Genomic DNA, 17,944 nt, shown 5'->3' with positions numbered 1-17,944 from the left:
TGTATATTAATAGTTATTAAAGTTATTATTATAAAGCGACTAACCTTGTTTTTATCATACATTATAAGCATCTAAATTAACACCTTGTTACAAAATTGTGCTTTTTTAACGCGTTGGTGTTATAAGTATTTTTGAGCGACGTTGATAGTTGTAGAGATCTTTTTTGATCAACGGTAATTGTTCGATATCGCATTCATAGAACCCTTGCTCACGAAACCAATGCACGCTACGTGTTGTTAGGACAAATATTTTCTCAAGGCTAGCTTCACGTGCTTGTTGGCATAATTTATTGAGTAACAGTACCCCGCGATCACCGTCTCTAAAATCAGGGTGAATAGCCACACAGGCCATTTCTGCCATTTTTTCCTCTGGATAAGGATAAAGTGCAGCGCAGCCAATAATCAGATTATCAAGCTCAATGACACTGAAAAGGGTAATCTCACGTTCTAATTGTTCTCGTGAGCGGCGAACTAAAATACCTTCATTTTCTAATGGCTGAATTAAATCTAAAATACCACCGATATCATTAATATCAGCGCGACGAATTTTTTCAGCGCTCGACATAACAATTTGAGTGCCAATACCATCCAATGAAAAGAGTTCTTGGATCAATGCGCCATCTTGCTTATAGCTTAGTAAGTGACTGCGAGGTATGCCAGCACGACAAGCAGCGATAGCCCCTCGTAAAAAACGCCCGGTTCCACTTTGTTGATCATCGTTATCGATAAGGTGTTGCAGTACCTGTTCGGCATCATGGGGTAATAATTCTGAGATGATGTCATTATTGCTATCAACGACCCCTTGTTCAGAACAAAAACCAATGAGTTTATCTGCTTGTAATCGGATTGCGACTTGAGTGGCTATTTCTTCTGAGGTGAGGTTAAAACATTCGCCAGTCACTGAGCTAGCAATCGGCCCAAGTAATACAATTGAACCTTGTTCTAATTGATTAGTGATAGCCATATTATTAATACGGCGAATTTTACCACTATGACAAAAATCGACACCTTCATCGATGCCTAATGGTTGCGCAATAATAAAATTACCGCTAATCACATTAATCTGTGATCCCGCCATTGGAGTATTATTGAGTCCCATTGAAAAGCGAGCGGTAATATCAAGTTGTACTTGCCCTGCTGCTTGCTTGGCTATTTCTAAGCTATATTCGTCGGTGATTCTTATGCCTTTGTGATAAGGGCTATCATATTGCTGCTGTTGTAATAAGGTCGTTATTTGTGGTCGAGCGCCATACACCATCACAATATGAATACCTAAACTGTGTAGCAAAGCAATATCGCTAACAATGTTGGCAAAGTTGGGATCAGCAATTGCTTCACCTCCGACCATGATCACCATGGTTTTACCCACATGCGCATTTAAATACGGGGCTGATTGACGAAATCCTTTTACCAGGGGGGTCTTACGTGTATTCACAAATGATATCCATATCTATATTGATGTTTAATTTATAGTTAACAAATTAAAGCAATTATTTGCTTTGTGCAGCATTTAAATGTGATTGAGGTTAAATTATTTATTCGCTCTGGCGGGACTAAGCTTGGTGTTGTTAAGCTAGTGGGAGAGAAGCTGTAATCGATACATTATGTCGTGATATTTCTCGCTATAGTATGACTAATTATTTTAATGGAACGTTAGTGAGGGCTAATTAGCCTTAAACCTTTCATTAGTGTTATGTCATTTCTCAGTAGATTATTTGAAATAGTTACTTCTTTTTAGGCCGCGTTTGTTAGTATTGGCACCGGTTTACTGCTTTGACACGAGTAAACAACGGATCATTTTTACCTTTTCATAAAACTTTTATAGGCTTATCTATCGTGTTACGTAAAGCAACAGTCGCAATTATTCTTTTTGGATTGGTGGGATGTTCGTCACCAGACAGTACAACAACGGAAAAACCAAGTTTAGCCGCTGTTGGTAACCCGTTAGCACACCAATATTTAGGCCAGCATTTTGATCATGTTTTAAATAAAGTCTCGCAAGTTGATTCAAACAAGCCCCATGATTACAGCACCTTTGCGCCACAAGCAAAAATGGTTACTTCACGTTCACCGTCAATGGCACGTAAATTTGAACCCTTGTATAGCCAAGTTGAAAATTGGGCTAAGCACAGTGGAAACCCAAGTACCTTAGCAAAATACGGTATTCAGGCTGCACAAATGGGGGGAGCTAATGGTGAAGGTAATGTGATGTTTACGGGCTATTACTCGCCAGTGATCGAATTGCGTCACAAGCCAACCAATGTCTTCCGTTACCCAATTTATGCAATGCCGACCTGTAAAGGGCGTTGTCCTTCACGTGAGCAAATTTATGATGGTGCGCTAGCAGGTCAAGGTTTAGTGCTGGGTTACAGTAAATCGATGCTTGATTTATTTATGATGGAAGTACAAGGCAGCGGTTTCGTTCATTTTGAAGATGATAATCAACTGCAATACTTTGGTTATGCAGGTAAGAATGGTCATCGTTATGTCAGTATTGGCCGCGTGTTGATTGATCGTGGTGAAGTGCCGAAAGCCAAGATGTCATTACAAGCGATTCAGGAGTGGGTAGCGACGCACAGTGAAAGTGAAGTGCGTGAACTATTAGAGCAAAATCCATCTTATGTTTTTTTCTCACCACGTAAAACATTAGATGTTAAAGGCAGTGCAGGTATTCCACTGTTAGCGAATGCGGCAGTAGCGGCGGATCGTAAATATATTCCCATGGGATCGGTATTATTAGCTGAAGTACCGCAGTTAGATGCGCAAGGTAACTGGACAGGTAAGCACGTATTACGCTTATTGCTGGCGCTAGATACTGGTGGTGCAGTGAAAGGTAATCATCTAGATTTGTATCATGGTATGGGTAAGCAAGCGGGTACGGATGCTGGTCACTACAAGCATTTTGGTCGTGTATGGCGTTTAGGTCTTAAAGGTACTGCAACCCAAGATCCGTGGTTAATGCCACGATAATAGTGATGATTAAAAAGGTCTCGGTTGTGATGTTCTTGGTCTGACTAGACAATTGTTTTCAGAGTGCGTATAAAAACGCACTCTTTGTTTATCCACCTCAAGCAGTGTAGAACCAGTATGCGTGAATTAGATACCCCAGCATCCGATAGTTATAATCAGCGTTTTGGCGGCACTCGTCGTTTATATGGCAACAGTGAAGTTGAGATCCTTCGCGCTGCACATGTGTGTGTGATTGGTATCGGTGGTGTTGGCTCATGGGCGGCAGAAGCATTAGCTCGTTCAGGGGTCGGTGAATTGACCTTGATCGACATGGATGATGTGTGTGTAACCAATATTAACCGTCAAATTCATGCAATGACAGGGACTATTGGTCAAAGCAAAATTGAAGTAATGGCGGCGCGTATTCACTTAATTAACCCTGAGTGTAAGGTTAATTTAATTGATGATTTTATTAGCCCTGAAAATCAAGCTGAGTACTTATCAAAAGAGTTTGATTACGTACTCGATGCGATTGATAGCCTTAAAGCAAAAGCCGCATTATTGGCGTATTGTAAAAGTAATAAAATTAAAGTGATTACAATTGGTGGCGCTGGTGGGCAAACAGATCCAACGCAAATACAAGTCACCGATTTAACCAAAACGATCCAAGATCCATTGGCGAGAAAGTTGCGTGAAACATTACGTCAGCATCATAATTTCACTAAAAATCCCAAGCGTAAATTTGGGATTGATTGTGTGTATTCAACCGAACATTTGAAATACCCACAAGCTGATGGCTCTGTGTGTGCAGTAAAAGCCACGGCAGATGGTCCGAAACGAATGGATTGTGCCAGTGGTTTTGGTGCCGCAACCGTTGTAACGGCCAGTTTTGGTTTTGTTGCTGTAGCGCATATTATTAAGAAATTAATCGAAAAGTATCGCCAATAATTAAACAGTTGTAGTTGATAAATAAAAATAAAAAAGCGGATCTTTGGGATCCGCTTTTTTTATTGTTTGTTGTTAAGGATAATCATGAGCCAGTGGTGAACTTAGTGGGCGAGTTGTTTTATTTGCTCAACAATCGCTTTTAAACCATTACCACGTGAAGGGCTAAGATGATCAATCAGACCGAGGCTCTGAAAATAGGTATCGATATCAAAAGCGTTAATTTCAGTGGCCGTTTTACCATCATAAGCCGCAAGTACTAAGGTAATTAAGCCGCGCACAATGCGTGCATCTGAATCAGCAATAAAGTAATAGTGATCATCAATAATTTGATGGTGTAGCCAAACTTGTGATTCACAGCCACTGATTTTAAGTTGATCTTGTTTATAACTATCATCCAGCTGTGGCAATTTTTTACCAAGCTGAATAACGTTGCGATAGCGATCTTCCCATCCCGTCGCAACTTGCATTAGGGCAATGATATCGGCGGTGGTGATCTCAGTCCCAAAAGGGTGCTGAGGTAGCGTTAGAGTGGTGGTCATCATCTTTTCCTTGGCTGCAATTACAATAAATCACAGGCTTTATGCAGCGCTGCAATAAAACGCGCCACATCTTGTTGGTCATTATAAAGGGCTAATGATACTCGCAATGTTCCCGTTAAGCCTAGCGCATCCAGCATCGGGTGGGCACAGTGATGACCAGCACGTAGTGCAATCTGTTGTTGATCTAGCAAGGTCGCAATATCTTGATGATGGATGCCATCGACCACAAATGAGAATAAGCTCGCATCAGGCTGAAGACCAATGATCCGCAATCCTTCAATATCTTTAATACCGTCTAATGCTTGTTGACGTAAATCAGCAATGTGTTGTTCTGCGCCTTGGCGGTCGATACTTTGTAGCCATTCGATTGCCGCAGCGAGAGCTAAACTGCCGGCGACATTGGGCGTGCCTGCCTCAAATTTTCCTGGTAAACCCGCGTAGCTAGTGCCACTAAATGAGACTTTTTCGACCATCTTTCCGCCGCCGTGCCATGGTGGCATTGCTTCAAGTAGTGCTTGTTTACCATAGAGTGCGCCAATGCCTGCGGGCGCGTAAATTTTATGGCCTGAGAAAACATAGAAATCAGCATCAAGCGCTTGCACGTCTACTTGTTCGTGGGCTATCCCTTGAGCTCCATCAACCACCACCACCGCGCCATATTGGTGAGCAGCCGCTATCATTGATTCGATTGGATTACGAGTACCGGTAACATTAGTGATATGGGCAACTGCGACAATTTTTGTTTTAGCGGATAATAAACGTTGATAAGCATCAATATCCAAGATGCAATTACTGTGCATTGGAATTTTAACGACTTTAGCGCCAGTTTGTTCGGCGACCATCTGCCAAGGTACTATATTGGCATGATGTTCCATTTCGCTGACTAAAATTTCATCACCCGCTTGTAAGTGGGTACGGGCATAGGTTTGGGCGATTAAGTTCAACGCTTCAGTTGCACCACGGGTCCAGATGATTTCTTTATGGCTGGCGGCACCGATAAATTGCTGTACGGTGGTTCGTGCTTGTTCAAATGCCAAGGTAGCGTTAGCCGTTAAACTATGACTCCCTCGATGTACATTCGCATTATAGCCGCGGTAATAGTGACTTAGGGTATCGATAACAATCGCAGGCTTTTGGGCTGTCGCTGCACTGTCTAAATAAACCGCTCGCGGTGCGACATCGGAATGTTGCAGTGCTGGAAATTGGGTTTGAATTTGTTTGATATCGAATGGTATGGTCATAGCAGGTCACATTACAGAAATTTGAATGATTGATGATGCTAATAAATGCAAGGAAGAGCAAGTGTTGCGATGTTTTTTGAGAAATAAAAAAATAGCACTGCGTTGGGGCGCAGTGCTAACAATGATTTTGACACCAAGGTCAAAATACAGGAAGTAAAGAGGTAGATAACTACCTATCCGGCAGGATCCGGACAATATGCAAACACAACATCCTAATGCTAATTTAGCGGTTAGCCAGAGGGCAAAACACAAAATGTTCATCAACATTACGAAACGAATAATAGGGTTTATATGGCACTTAAACAATGGACAATTTATAATGTTTGAGATGAAAAAAACTAATGCATTAGAGAGCATCGAAAAGTATGTCAAGACGTTTACCCCCACTTAACTCATTGAAGGTGTTTGAAGCCGCAGCGAGACATTTAAGTTTCACTCGCGCTGCCGAAGAACTTTTTGTTACTCAAGCCGCAGTTAGCCATCAAATTAAAGCCTTAGAAGAATTTCTTGGGCTAAAATTATTCCGTCGGCGCAACCGTTCGTTGCTATTAACCGAAGAAGGTCAAAGTTACTTTCTTGATATTAAAGATATCTTTTCATCGATTTCAGATGCGACGGATAAGGTACTTGAAAGAGGATCTAAAGGTGCTTTAACCATTAGTTTACCTCCTAGTTTTGCAATTCAATGGTTAGTGCCAAGATTAACCGATTTTAATGAGAAACATCCGGAAATTGATGTACGCATTAAAGCGGTTGATCTTGATGAAGGTTCGTTGACCGATGATGTTGATGTGGCGATTTATTATGGCCGCGGTAATTGGTCGGGTTTACGTGCAAATAAACTGTATCAAGAGTTTATGATGCCGGTGTGTTCACCGATGTTATTAGTTGGAACGAAGCCATTACGCACTATTGATGACTTAAAATTACACACGCTGTTGCATGACACTTCTCGTAAAGAGTGGAAAAACTATGTTCGTCATTATGATGTGAAGGACGTCAATGTTAATCAAGGCCCCATTTTTAGTCATTCAACAATGGTGTTACAAGCTGCTGCTCACGGACAAGGTATTGCATTAGGTAATAATGTATTGGCTCAGCCAGAGTTAGAAGCTGGACGATTAGTGTGTCCGTTTGATGAGATCATCGTTAGTAAAAATGCGTTTTATTTTGTGTGTCAGGAAAAACAAGCTGATACTGGGCGGATTCAAATTTTCCGTGATTGGATTTTAAATAAAGCCCGTAAAGAGCAAGAGGATATGCCTGATGTCATTGAAGAAGCCTGAGTATCTGATTGATGGTCCAAATGCTGAACACGCTGTAGCGACGTTTTTATTTGCTCATGGTGCAGGCGCTGGGATGGATCACGCTTTTATGACCACGGTTGCGACGGGTTTAGCCGCACACAATATTCAAGTGGTACGGTTTAATTTTCCTTATATGATCAAACGTGCGGAAGATGGCAAAAAGCGTCCGCCAGATCGCCAGCCAAAATTATTAGCCGACTTCCAAACTCATATTGATCAGTTTGATAATGGTAAGTTAGTGATTGGCGGCAAATCAATGGGCGGTCGCATGGCGAGTTTGATGGTGACTGATATTGCCGCTGAAACACCACTGGTCAGTAACTGTGCATCGAAAGTCAGCGGGGTTGCTTGTCTTGGTTTTCCATTTCATCCCCCGGCGAAGCCTGAAAATTATCGCGGCGATCATTTAGCAATAATGACGGTACCTACCCTTATTTTACAAGGTGAGCGTGACACTTTTGGTGTCCGTAGTGAAGTTGAGCAGTGGCCTTTTTCAGCGCAAGTAAATTATCAATTTTTAGCCGATGGTGACCATGGTTTTAAGCCGCGAAAAGTATCTGGTCATACTGAAGCTGAAAATATCGCTGTTGCGATTGCGGCATTAGCACAATTTATTAAAGACTGTGTTGGTGTGAAAGGAGCGTGTTAATGGTTGTTGAATTAACACTTAAACAACGCCAGCAATCACGATTAATGCTGATGTTTGCTGCTTGCAGTGGTGTGATAATGGTGGCTTTGGGCGCATTTGCTGCGCATGGATTAAGTCATCGATTAGCGCCACATTTACTCGACGTGTTTAACGTTGGGGTTCAATATCAGGCGTGGCATACTTTAGCATTATTAGCTTGTGGAATATTGTCACGCTTTTTACCATCAAAAGCGTTATCATACGCGGCGCTGTTTTTTGGCCTGGGTATACTTTGCTTTAGTGGCAGTTTATATGCATTGGCTTTAACCAGCATTAAGTGGTTTGGTCCCATCACTCCGATGGGCGGAATATGTTTTATTATTGGCTGGGTGATGCTTGCAATAGCAGCCTGGCGTTCAGCTTGAGGGTTCCAACGTGAATCAAGTTTTATTGTACTGTCGTCCTGGCTTTGAAAAAGAATGTGCCGGTGAGGTTCAAGACAAAGCAAATACGCTGGAATTGTTTGGTTTCCCTCGGGCGAAAAACAATTCAGGTTATGTGTTATTTGAATTTTACCAAGCGGGTGACGCAGATAAATTTATTAAACTGCAGCCATTTTCTCAGTTGATTTTTGCCCGCCAAATGTTTGCAACATCAGCCATGCTAACGGGTTTACCAGTAGAAGATCGTATTACACCTATTTTAGAAACTATTGGTGAAGAATTCCCAATTTGTGGTGATTTACGTATTGAAACACCGGACACCAATGAAGCGAAAGAACTATTGAAGTTCTGCCGTAAATTTACGGTGCCACTACGTCAAGCAATGCGTAAGCGTAATGTTTTATACGTTAAAGATAACCATAAAAAACCGGTATTACACGTGTGCTTTATTGCATCAGGGTGTTGTTTTGTTGGTTATTCTTACCCGCAAAATAATTCACAGTTCTTTATGGGGATCCCACGTCTTAAATTCCCTTCAGATGCACCAAGCCGCTCTACACTGAAATTAGAAGAAGCATTTCATGTGTTTATTCCTCGTGAAGAGTGGGATGAGCGTTTAGCCCCTGGCATGTGGAGTGTTGATTTAGGTGCTTGTCCTGGTGGTTGGACGTATCAATTAGTGAAACGTTCGATGTTCGTTCACGCGATTGATAACGGCACCATGGCGCAAAGCTTAATGGATACTGGCCAAGTTAAATATCATGCGGTTGATGGTTTTAAATATGAACCAGCACGTAAAAATATTACGTGGATCGTATGTGACATGATTGAAAAGCCAGCTCGTGTGGCGCACCTAATGGGTGAGTGGTTAATTAAAGCATGGGCAAAAGAGGCTATTTTTAACCTTAAACTGCCAATGAAAGGTCGTTATGATGAAGTACTGCAAGATATTGAAAATCTAAAAGTGCTACTGATTAAAAATGGGGTTAAGTTTAAGCTTCAAGCTAAACATTTATATCATGACCGCGAAGAAATCACGGTACATATTCAACGTTTAGATAATCGTTCGCCATATTAATTTTTTATTATTCAAACTAAAGGAGTCAATGTTATTATATTGACTCCTTTATTACGGTTATTTCTATTATGAATAAAACTTTCCCTAAAACTAATTTGGTTTTTTTCTATTCAGAAGGTTATCCTAATGATAATGCACTTGATTTATCTGAAAATAAACAGTTAGTAATCAATGCTGCAAAAGATAATGTAGATAAAATTAGTTATTACACACCTAAAATTCTTCGAGAAGGAGGATGGGGGAAATATGTTAAAGAATATGAATCGACAGGTTTGGTTTCTGCTAATAAAGGTATGTCAAAAATAGGTTTTTGTGCTTGGCGACCATTAATATTATTATTAGAACTAGAAAAAATGAATGATGGTGATATTTTAATCTACCGTGATTCTAATATTAAAAAATATCCTAAACTAGCTGATTATAAAGGTATAAAATATATCGCTGATCAATGTCTTAGTTTGTGTGGGTTTGATTTTTTTGTCCCTCATCATGATATTACTTTAAAAAATCGTCAGTTAACTAAAACAAATGTAATTAGAGAACTTGGTGAAAATGAATTGTTTTCATATGAGTATCCGGCATTAATGGCTGGCTTTATTGTGATAAGAAAATCTGCGATATCGAAGGAACTCTTAGAAGAATGGCTTTTAGCTTGTGAAAATGATGAGTGGATAAATGGAGAACAATATGGTGAACTTGATACAGAGTTTCATCATTTTACACCAGAGCAGGGTATATTAAGTGTCATTATAGCTAATTGGATAAGAAGAAATAAATATAATATACCAATAGTTTACCCATTGATATCTATTCGTTCAGGACGTAATATTAATATAATAAATTTCAGGGGGGATTATTCTTACTTATCTATTTTAAATAAGAGTAAAGCTATTTATACAACTAATCCTGATTATTTAGAAAATGAAAATTTAAATGGTTTAATGTCTTTTGTTAAAACAATAATGGTAAATTTTATAAAAAAACAAAAGTATCAAATTTTGAAATCATATAATAAAAAATTCCCGAGTAATAAAATAGAAAAAAAGATAATAAAGATAAGAGAGTATTTAGGTAAAGAGTAAGATAAGTGATTTTTATCACTTATCTTACTTTATTTATTTTTTAAATTGAAGTGGTCAAGTAAAACTTTACACCTCTATAGGTGTTTAAATTAAGCGGCTGCTTCCATTACTACTGGCGATAAATAGTTGTTATAACTATGGCCCCACCTAGTGTTGTAATGCTGTAATATATATTTGAGCGTGTCCCTTTCCGCTTCTTCATAATTGCTATAGTACTTTTTGGGTATCCACTCCGTTTTGAAACTTCTAAAAAATCATTCCATTGGGGCATTATCCCAACAATTTCCTCGTCGACTCATACTTTGAGTTATTTGGTATTTCCACAATGTTTGCCTAAATTGAAGGCTGGTGTAGTGATAACCTTGATCTGAATGAAACATCACATTTTGTGATCGACCACGACTTTCATAAGCCATTCGAAGTGCAGCAGCAGTTAAATCACTATTTGGGCTATCTGAACACGCCCAGCCCACAATTCTTCGAGCAAATAGGTCTATAACAGCGGCTAAATATAACCTACTCGCCCAAACGTACGTTACACCAAACTTTATTTTGTGCTTTAACATTAAATTTTCTATTTAATACGTTCGGAGCTATTTTAGAGACATCTTCAGATATTTTATATTTATGTTTATTTGGCGGTTTACTTATAATACCGAGCTCTTTCATTAAGCTAGCAGCTTTATAACGACCAACATTATCACCCTCTTGGGTAAGTTGACCAGCGATTGTCCTTGCCCCCGAAGAGCCTCTACTACGACTATGAATATCAACAACTTTTTGTCGAAGCAATGCTTTTTCAGGCGTGACAATACCGCGATATTTAAGTCGATAATGGTAGCTACTACGAGGTATTTCAAATAGCTTACATAATGGCTTTATTGAATGAGGCTCTTTTGATAATGCAGCAATCAAATCTATCGTTTGATGTTGTCCTGCATTAAAAGAGCGGAAGCTTTTTTTAGAATATCGTTTTCCCACTCGATTTGTTTAATGTTGGCTTCGAGCTCTTGAATGCGTTTTTGTTCTGGCGTCATAGCTTTTGAGGTTGGTGTTATTCCACCATGTTCCTGCTTCAGTTGAGAGACCCAGCGACTCATTGCCGTGTATCCAACACCAACAGCATTACATGCTTCTTGTATTGTGTAGCCTTTATTTAGGACCAAATTAGCAGCATCGTGTTTGAATTCGACTGAATAGGTTGTTCGAGCTTTTTTCATTATGTACACTATTTTAATTTTAAGAGTATTTTATCCTATTTGGGTGTACAAGTTCATTAAGCTACAATAAATCGAATATCTTGTAAATTAAAGCCTAATTCTAAATCGGTTTTTAAACTTGCAACTGCTTTTGATGCGTGAGCTGTTTCCTCATTGCCGGTGATTTTTTTTTGCCATTTAGGTGCAAGATCTGTGGCTGTAAGAATCGCTTCAAGGTTAGGGTAGAGACTTAATAACTCAACCGCAGCTTTAGGGCCAATGCCTGTAATACCTGGAATTTTACTGGAACTGATCCCAGCTAATCCCCAGTAGTCAGTCAGTAATTGTGGTTTGACGCCATATTCTTTTTCAATAAAAAGGCTATCAAGCCAGCGTTGTTGAAAATAATCACGAATACGCAATGTTGGTTGTAGTAACTGACAATAACCTTTATCGGTTGAAACGATAGTGACTTGCTCATGACGAGAAGCGACTTTTAAGGCTAAGGTTGCGACTAAATCATCCGCTTCATCACCATCCGATAATAATGAATCAATACCTATTGCCATAAACGCATCTTGAATGGTTTCCATGCCAGCTAATAATTCTGGCGGCATCGGTTTACGGCCTTCTTTGTAGTGTGGCAGTAATTCTGCTCGCCAACCACGATCATTACTATTATGGTCAAATACAGCCACAATGTGACTCGGTTCAGTGCTATTAATGATTTTTTGTAATGCCTGACAGCACACTCTGGCGGTGTTGTCGACATCGGGTTGCCCCGGTTGCGCGGCATGAACGCGACGAATAAGGTTTAATGCATCAATAATAACAAGGTGAATAGCCATAAAAAAATTCTATTTAGATGAATAAAAGGAGCGCTTAGGCTCCTTATTGTACGCAAAACTGTTATCAAATGACGATATTATTTTGGTTGACCGTGGCTATTAACGATTTCATAACAAGGGTCGTATTTACTGCCCGGTAATTTCATTCGTTGTTGTTCGACAAAGTTTTTTAACAGTTTATCCATCCGTTGCATTAGCACTTTATCGCCATCAATTTTAAAACGGCCATATTGCTCAATTTCATGGATGCCTTCTTCTTTAACATTACCCGCAACGATGCCTGAAAACGCACGACGTAGATTAGCGGCCAGTTTTTCTTTGGGCTGATCCATGTGTAAATCTAAACCTGCCATGGCTTTATGCGTTGGCGAAAAGGGCATTTGGAAATCTTCAGGGATGGTTAATGACCAGTTGAAACAATAAGCATCCCCCGTAGCTAATCGATGTTCTTTTACGCGTGCCATAGAGGCTTTCATTACTTGCGCGACTTCAGCGGGATCACCAATAATAATTTGATAGTGCTGAGTGGCAGCTTCACCTAAGGTATCGCGAATAAAATCATCCAGAGTACGGAAATAGGCTTCACTTTCTTTAGGGCCTGTCAGGATTAATGGTAGTGGTTGCTCGGCATTATCAGGATGCATCAAAATCCCTAAAATATACAGTAACTCTTCAGCTGTACCTGCACCACCTGGGAAAATAATAATTCCATGACCAACGCGAACAAAGGCTTCGAGACGTTTTTCAATATCGGGTAAAATTACTAATTCATTCACGATTGGATTTGGCGGCTCGGCGGCAATAATTGAGGGTTCAGTTAATCCAATGAAACGACTGCTTGGGTAGCGTTGTTTGGCATGACCAATCGCAGCACCTTTCATTGGTCCTTCCATTGCGCCTGGTCCGCAACCGGTACAAATATTGAGTTCGCGCAAGCCTAACTCATTACCGACTTCACGGGTATATTGATATTCAATTGGGTTAATCGAGTGGCCACCCCAACATACGATAATATTCGGATCTTCACCAGCATGCAGGGTGCGGGCATTACGTAATAGACTAAATACAAAGTCGGTAATATGAGGTGCGCTGGCTAGGTCGATATCGTTACGGCGGGCAATATGCATATCGACATAAATAATGTCGCGTAACACTGAAAACATATGCTCTTGAATGCCACGAATAATCCGCCCATCCACAAAGGCATGTTCAGGTGGATTGACCAATTCTATTTTAATGCCACGTTCGCGACGCAATAAATTAATCGCAAAGTCGAGGTGTTTTTCTAATAGTTCTTTTGAGTTATCGGTATGGCTGCCTGAATTTAAAACGGCCAGTGAACAGTTGCGATAAAGACGATATAAGTCACTGGATGCCGTTGCTTTTAAGCTGTCAGCTTCTATTTGTGATAATAGGTTCATGGCGCCGATAGGGCTGATATGCGTTATCATAATAACCTCCCTGGTAATGATGAAAAAGCATGTTCATTTATTGATACAAGGCAGTGGCGCTATTATCAAAAGGCTAGTGCTAAAATCAAATAAAGAACAGTACGTTGACGGTAAAATAATTTGTTTTTATATTGATACCATACACAGTGATTTTATTTTTGACCAGTAAATGATAGTAATAATATTGGTAGGATAAATGGATGTTGAGTATCGTTACTCTTGGGTTTAATTGTAATGAGTGACAATATTACAGCGTTGGCTCTGAGCATGGCGTAATGTGGTTTCAATACGATCAATCACATTTTTTGGCGTGTCGTTATGGGTGAAAAATGAGGTACTGATAGAAACTGACATTGAGACACTTTGACCTTTAAAATGTAATGGCAATTGTGTGACTGCGGTGCGAATGTGTTGCACTGTTTGGTGACGTTGTTGCTGATTAATATCGGTGATTAGTAGCATAAAAGCATCATCATTAAAACGGGCAATGAAATCGGTTGGATTAAGGTGTTGATTAATGGTTTGTGCAATAATTTTCAGCGCTTTATCACCAGCGTGATGGCCGTAATTTTTATTAAGGTGGCTGAGGTTATCAATATCAATCAACATTAATAGTAGTGGGTTTTGATAACGTAACCAACGCTGATATTCATGTTCAAGTCGATCATCAAATGCATTACGGTTATAAGTTAAGGTTAACTTATCACGGAAGATATTTTGTTCTTGTTGGCTTAAGCGTTGGTGATAACTGTGCGTTTGTTGTTGTAACTGTTGCACCTTATTATCATTGTGATTTAACTGTTCTATGAGGGCTTGTTCTCGTTGTTCTAGTTGACTATTCCGCAGGGCTAATTGTTGTAATTCTTGGGTGATATTTTCCAAGGATAAAGGCGGTGTATCGGTGGTGTTTTGTGCCTCTATTTTTTGGTTAATATTGGTCACCATCGTTGAGATATTGGTATTGAAGTCATGTCGATGTTGATGCAAGACAGAAAAAGAACTGGCTGTTTTGGCGGTGTTTTTTTTGAGTGAGGCTAAATCACTGTTGAGTGTATTGAGAAATCGTTGCGAAGTATGACGTTCAGCGTGAGTGCCTGAGACAATAAGACGTAAAACCTGTAATAACAATGTCAGTAGCGTTGCTTGATCAACGCCTTGTGCTAATTGATGGCGAATAGTAAATAGTTGTTCACCTTGCTCATTGGTGAAATCTATCTCAGTAATAAGATGTTGTAATTCAGCGACCAGATTAATTTCAAAGTGTTGCTGATTATCACTCAATAACTTCGTGCCGTTATTGTTCGCAGCAATTAATTTTATACTGCGCTCATACAGTTCCAGTAAACGTAATATATGCTGGTGGTTATTTAATAATGTTAATGACGGCTGGTTTAAAATATTGTTTAAGTCACGCTGTAGTGATGTCGGTAAACCTTGGTAACGTAATAGCGTCTGTCCACGTTGATTTATATGATGCTGTAATTGTTTGTTTTGGTGTTGGATCACATCTGCTTGTTGGATCACCAGACGTTCAACTATCGCTAATCGAGGAATGAGACGACTAATCTCGAGTGGTTGTTCAAGATCATGAGTGATGGCGTGTAATGTCGTATCAAGGTCGTTATCGAGGCCTCGGCAGGCAACGGCCAATCGAGTAATTAGGCGTTTTAAGATTACAATTTCACGCCGCGATTTTAGACTAGAATCACGGTAAGAAAGTTGAGCTAGGTCTAATCGTTGCTTTAGGACACTGACTTCGGCAACAATGGCACTAATATCGGTCATTGGTTATGCATCTGCATTGGCATGGTTAAAAGCTATTTAATTCATTATGTTACTGTGATTATTATAATATGCTACCAAAAATAAAACCGGATAGTTAGTGCTAGTTGTCAGAGTTTCGTACCATTTATATATTTAACTGATATCTTTATTAAGATTGTGATCGTAGTTCCAGATTATTTCATTGTTAGTTGAACTACGCACTTTTACTAATCCTTTATCGATGCCTTCGACACAAGAACGACGAATATTATCGCTCACAAAACTGGCTGCTGGTGCGGCATCAATTGCGCAAAGATGAACCCAATTACTGCCTGATTGTTTATCATTGAGGCTGATACCTGCATCGACGGTCATTAGTAATATATCAATGAGTTCTTGATCATTGATTGCCGTATAGGCTCGAGGTAAAAAAGGATATTCTGCCATGCCTATTTGTAATGCGTTATCGATGTTCAATGGTAAGGTATAATTATCAATCAATTGCTGCATAGATTCTGCAAGCTGTTTGGGGTCACAACTTAAACGTGCATTGGGCTCGATATATAAAAACAGCGCATCAGAAAAGTGATAAATACGAGCAGGTTCTAATATTTGCACTTGTAAATAATTACCAAATTCTTTTTCTGCGGTAAGTCCTTGCTGATAGCCTTTTTCTAGATAAATACGTTTTAAAAATGAAACTTCAAATAAGGCAAATCGAAGCCTATCACTTAAAGGCTCATTAATAATTTCACCAAGGTGCCATTGTTCAAAGTTAGCACTACTCTGTTGGAGAGAATTTGCCAAGCGTGCATTGAGCATGCGTAGGTTACGTAATCCACTGCGTGGGTGAGTATAGTAATCGGTGGTTAATTTAGTGAGCTGTTGTTTTAATTGTTTATTAATGTGTTGGCGACGCCATAACAGTAATAACAGAATCACCAGTACTCCAATCAAGGTTAAAGATATTTGTTGTTGTTTATACAATGCATTTTGATTAATGAATTGCTCACGTTCCATTTCTTCAAGTTTAAGTGAACGTTCCATCATTTTTTGTTGTTGTTTAAATACCTCTGTATTACTTTGGATGGCATTTTTTTGTTTGCCTGCATACAACTGTTCATAACGACGCTGACTAAGTAAAGCATTGTAGTAATCGTTTTGCTTTTCAAATGCTTCCGATAAGATGGACTCACCCATTAATTGCAAACTTACCGCACCAATACGGCTCGCGGAAATTAAACCGGCTTGTAATGATGTAATCGCATCATCTAATTCACCTTTTTCTAGTTCTAATTGCCCTTGCATAATTTGGCTTTCTGCAACAATGTTTTCATTACCACTTTGTAACGAAAGATTACGCGCTTGTACGATATACTGCTCAGCTTTTTTATAATTATTTAAGTGTAAATAAACCCGCGCAATATTGAGTCGTAAACTGGCAGAACGAAGATCATGTTTAAGCTGATTTTCTTGGTCGAGTGCATTGAAGTAATGCACTAGCGCAAGATTATAGCGCCCTTGTTGCTCGTAAATAGAAGCAATCAGGCTTAATGCTTTGGCTAATTGTTGAGTACGTTTATAGCGCTCAAAAAACTCCCCAGCTTGAGTGGCATGCTCCAATGCTTTATCAAATACGTGACGTTCTTCAAATAACTGCGCTAATTCATAATTAGCGCGCGCAATTTGTGGCTGATCATCATTTTCAACCGCGAGCCAATAACCGCTAAGTAAGCGATCAAGTGCCATATCATAGTGATCATGACGTAAATAGTGCTGACCTAATGTGATTTGATAATTAATGGTCTCATCTTTATCGTCAAATGCGACTAAATAGCCTTTAGCTTTGATAAATAGTTTTTCTGCCGCTTCATCTTTACCAATGCTTGATTCAATCCGTGCCCGTAGCATCAGTGATTTATATTTTAATTCTTGTAGTTGGCGAGTGAGTGTTATTGGCTGTGCATGCTTTATATCAACATTAAGTGTATTGAGCATTTTTAGCGCCGTTGCACTATTACTTAAATTAACCCAGTAAAATTGGGCTAATAAAATCCGACTTTCAAAGACACTGAACATGAATTTATTATCAAGTGCTGTTTTTTCGGCTTTTTTAATAACATTTATTGCTTGTTCTGGTCGTTGTAAAAGAGATAAAGCCTGTGCTTGGATTTGCAACGCATTGATAGTATTAAGTGGGGTACGAGTAGAATGATCCGCTTCACCATTAAGATGAACCCGTGATGGATCTTGTGGTTGGCTCAGACGGCGATTTTTAAGATAGCTTTGGGTGATTGTAAGCGTACGCTCAGGTTGGTTAACTAATAAATTTTGTGCTTCAGTGAGGATCGGCGAGCTATAAATTTTTGCTTGAAGATCAAATGACGTTGTTAGTAATACTAACCCAGAAAGAAATAGGCCACGAAAATTCATATAATCTCAAAACAGCACAATAACACACAAGATAG

Annotated in this window: 14 protein-coding genes and 1 pseudogene; 7 read left to right on the top strand and 8 right to left on the bottom strand. The window is 39.5% G+C overall.

Going from position 1 to position 17,944, the window contains the following annotated elements; all coding sequences use genetic code 11:
- Positions 1–105: 105 nt before the first annotated feature.
- Positions 106–1,434, bottom strand: coding sequence for an amino-acid N-acetyltransferase (gene argA, locus BTO21_RS09540; RefSeq protein WP_045031682.1), 1,329 nt, complete (start codon positions 1,432–1,434; stop codon positions 106–108).
- 401 nt (positions 1,435–1,835) lie between these two features.
- On the opposite strand from argA, the gene mltA reads away from it, so the two are divergent.
- Positions 1,836–2,969, top strand: a complete 1,134-nt coding sequence (gene mltA, locus BTO21_RS09535; protein WP_045031684.1) for a murein transglycosylase A — start codon at positions 1,836–1,838, stop codon at positions 2,967–2,969.
- Between the two features lie 117 nt (positions 2,970–3,086).
- Complete coding sequence (tcdA, locus tag BTO21_RS09530) at positions 3,087–3,896, top strand: tRNA cyclic N6-threonylcarbamoyladenosine(37) synthase TcdA (RefSeq protein ID WP_045031685.1); 810 nt, start codon at positions 3,087–3,089, stop codon at positions 3,894–3,896.
- Between the two features lie 101 nt (positions 3,897–3,997).
- Here tcdA and csdE read toward each other — a convergent pair whose 3' ends face one another.
- Entirely contained in the window at positions 3,998–4,435 is a 438-nt protein-coding gene (csdE, locus tag BTO21_RS09525; RefSeq protein WP_045031687.1) for a cysteine desulfurase sulfur acceptor subunit CsdE, read from the bottom strand.
- A gap of 20 nt (positions 4,436–4,455) precedes the next feature.
- Positions 4,456–5,676 (bottom strand): cysteine desulfurase CsdA, encoded by a 1,221-nt coding sequence (csdA, locus tag BTO21_RS09520; RefSeq protein ID WP_045031689.1) that lies wholly within the window; start codon positions 5,674–5,676, stop codon positions 4,456–4,458.
- A 365-nt stretch (positions 5,677–6,041) separates the two neighbouring features.
- On the opposite strand from csdA, the gene BTO21_RS09510 reads away from it, so the two are divergent.
- From BTO21_RS09510 to BTO21_RS09490, 5 genes are all read left to right on the top strand, one after another.
- The gene (locus BTO21_RS09510) at positions 6,042–6,962 is read left to right on the top strand and encodes a transcriptional regulator GcvA (protein WP_105026778.1); all 921 of its coding nucleotides are present in this window, start codon (positions 6,042–6,044) and stop codon (positions 6,960–6,962) included.
- Positions 6,943–7,632, top strand: a complete 690-nt coding sequence (locus tag BTO21_RS09505) for an alpha/beta family hydrolase (RefSeq protein ID WP_045031694.1) — start codon at positions 6,943–6,945, stop codon at positions 7,630–7,632. Before BTO21_RS09510 ends, BTO21_RS09505 begins: the two co-directional genes overlap by 20 nt.
- Positions 7,632–8,036: a DUF423 domain-containing protein gene (locus BTO21_RS09500; protein ID WP_045031696.1), complete on the top strand. Its 405-nt coding sequence runs from the start codon at positions 7,632–7,634 to the stop codon at positions 8,034–8,036. The genes BTO21_RS09505 and BTO21_RS09500 overlap by 1 nt, the downstream gene beginning before the upstream one ends.
- A gap of 10 nt (positions 8,037–8,046) precedes the next feature.
- A complete protein-coding gene (gene rlmM, locus BTO21_RS09495) occupies positions 8,047–9,132 on the top strand; it encodes a 23S rRNA (cytidine(2498)-2'-O)-methyltransferase RlmM (RefSeq protein ID WP_045031697.1) in 1,086 nt (361 codons plus the stop codon).
- A 68-nt stretch (positions 9,133–9,200) separates the two neighbouring features.
- The gene (locus tag BTO21_RS09490; protein ID WP_065195173.1) at positions 9,201–10,214 is read left to right on the top strand and encodes a hypothetical protein; all 1,014 of its coding nucleotides are present in this window, start codon (positions 9,201–9,203) and stop codon (positions 10,212–10,214) included.
- Positions 10,215–10,303: 89 nt separating this feature from the next.
- Here BTO21_RS09490 and BTO21_RS09485 read toward each other — a convergent pair.
- The 5 genes and pseudogenes from BTO21_RS09485 to BTO21_RS09465 all read right to left on the bottom strand — a co-directional run bounded on the left by BTO21_RS09485 (position 10,304) and on the right by BTO21_RS09465 (position 17,909).
- Positions 10,304–11,434 (bottom strand): annotated as a pseudogene (locus BTO21_RS09485) (IS3 family transposase).
- Between the two features lie 56 nt (positions 11,435–11,490).
- Positions 11,491–12,261 carry a flap endonuclease Xni gene (gene xni / locus BTO21_RS09480; protein ID WP_045031704.1) on the bottom strand — a complete coding sequence of 257 codons (771 nt, stop codon included), beginning with the start codon at positions 12,259–12,261 and terminating at the stop codon, positions 11,491–11,493.
- 77 nt (positions 12,262–12,338) lie between these two features.
- Positions 12,339–13,712: a nucleotide 5'-monophosphate nucleosidase PpnN gene (gene ppnN / locus BTO21_RS09475; RefSeq protein ID WP_045031706.1), complete on the bottom strand. Its 1,374-nt coding sequence runs from the start codon at positions 13,710–13,712 to the stop codon at positions 12,339–12,341.
- A gap of 225 nt (positions 13,713–13,937) precedes the next feature.
- Entirely contained in the window at positions 13,938–15,497 is a 1,560-nt protein-coding gene (locus BTO21_RS09470) for a GGDEF domain-containing protein (RefSeq protein ID WP_065193342.1), read from the bottom strand.
- Positions 15,498–15,629: 132 nt separating this feature from the next.
- Positions 15,630–17,909 carry a tetratricopeptide repeat protein gene (locus tag BTO21_RS09465; RefSeq protein ID WP_065193341.1) on the bottom strand — a complete coding sequence of 760 codons (2,280 nt, stop codon included), beginning with the start codon at positions 17,907–17,909 and terminating at the stop codon, positions 15,630–15,632.
- Positions 17,910–17,944: the final 35 nt, after the last annotated feature.

It is taken from the genome of Photobacterium phosphoreum (genome assembly GCF_002954725.1).
In the GTDB taxonomy this organism is placed as follows: domain Bacteria; phylum Pseudomonadota; class Gammaproteobacteria; order Enterobacterales; family Vibrionaceae; genus Photobacterium; species Photobacterium phosphoreum.
The sequence above is the reverse complement of the archived record's forward strand: the minus strand, read 5'-3'. Positions and strand labels throughout refer to the sequence as shown.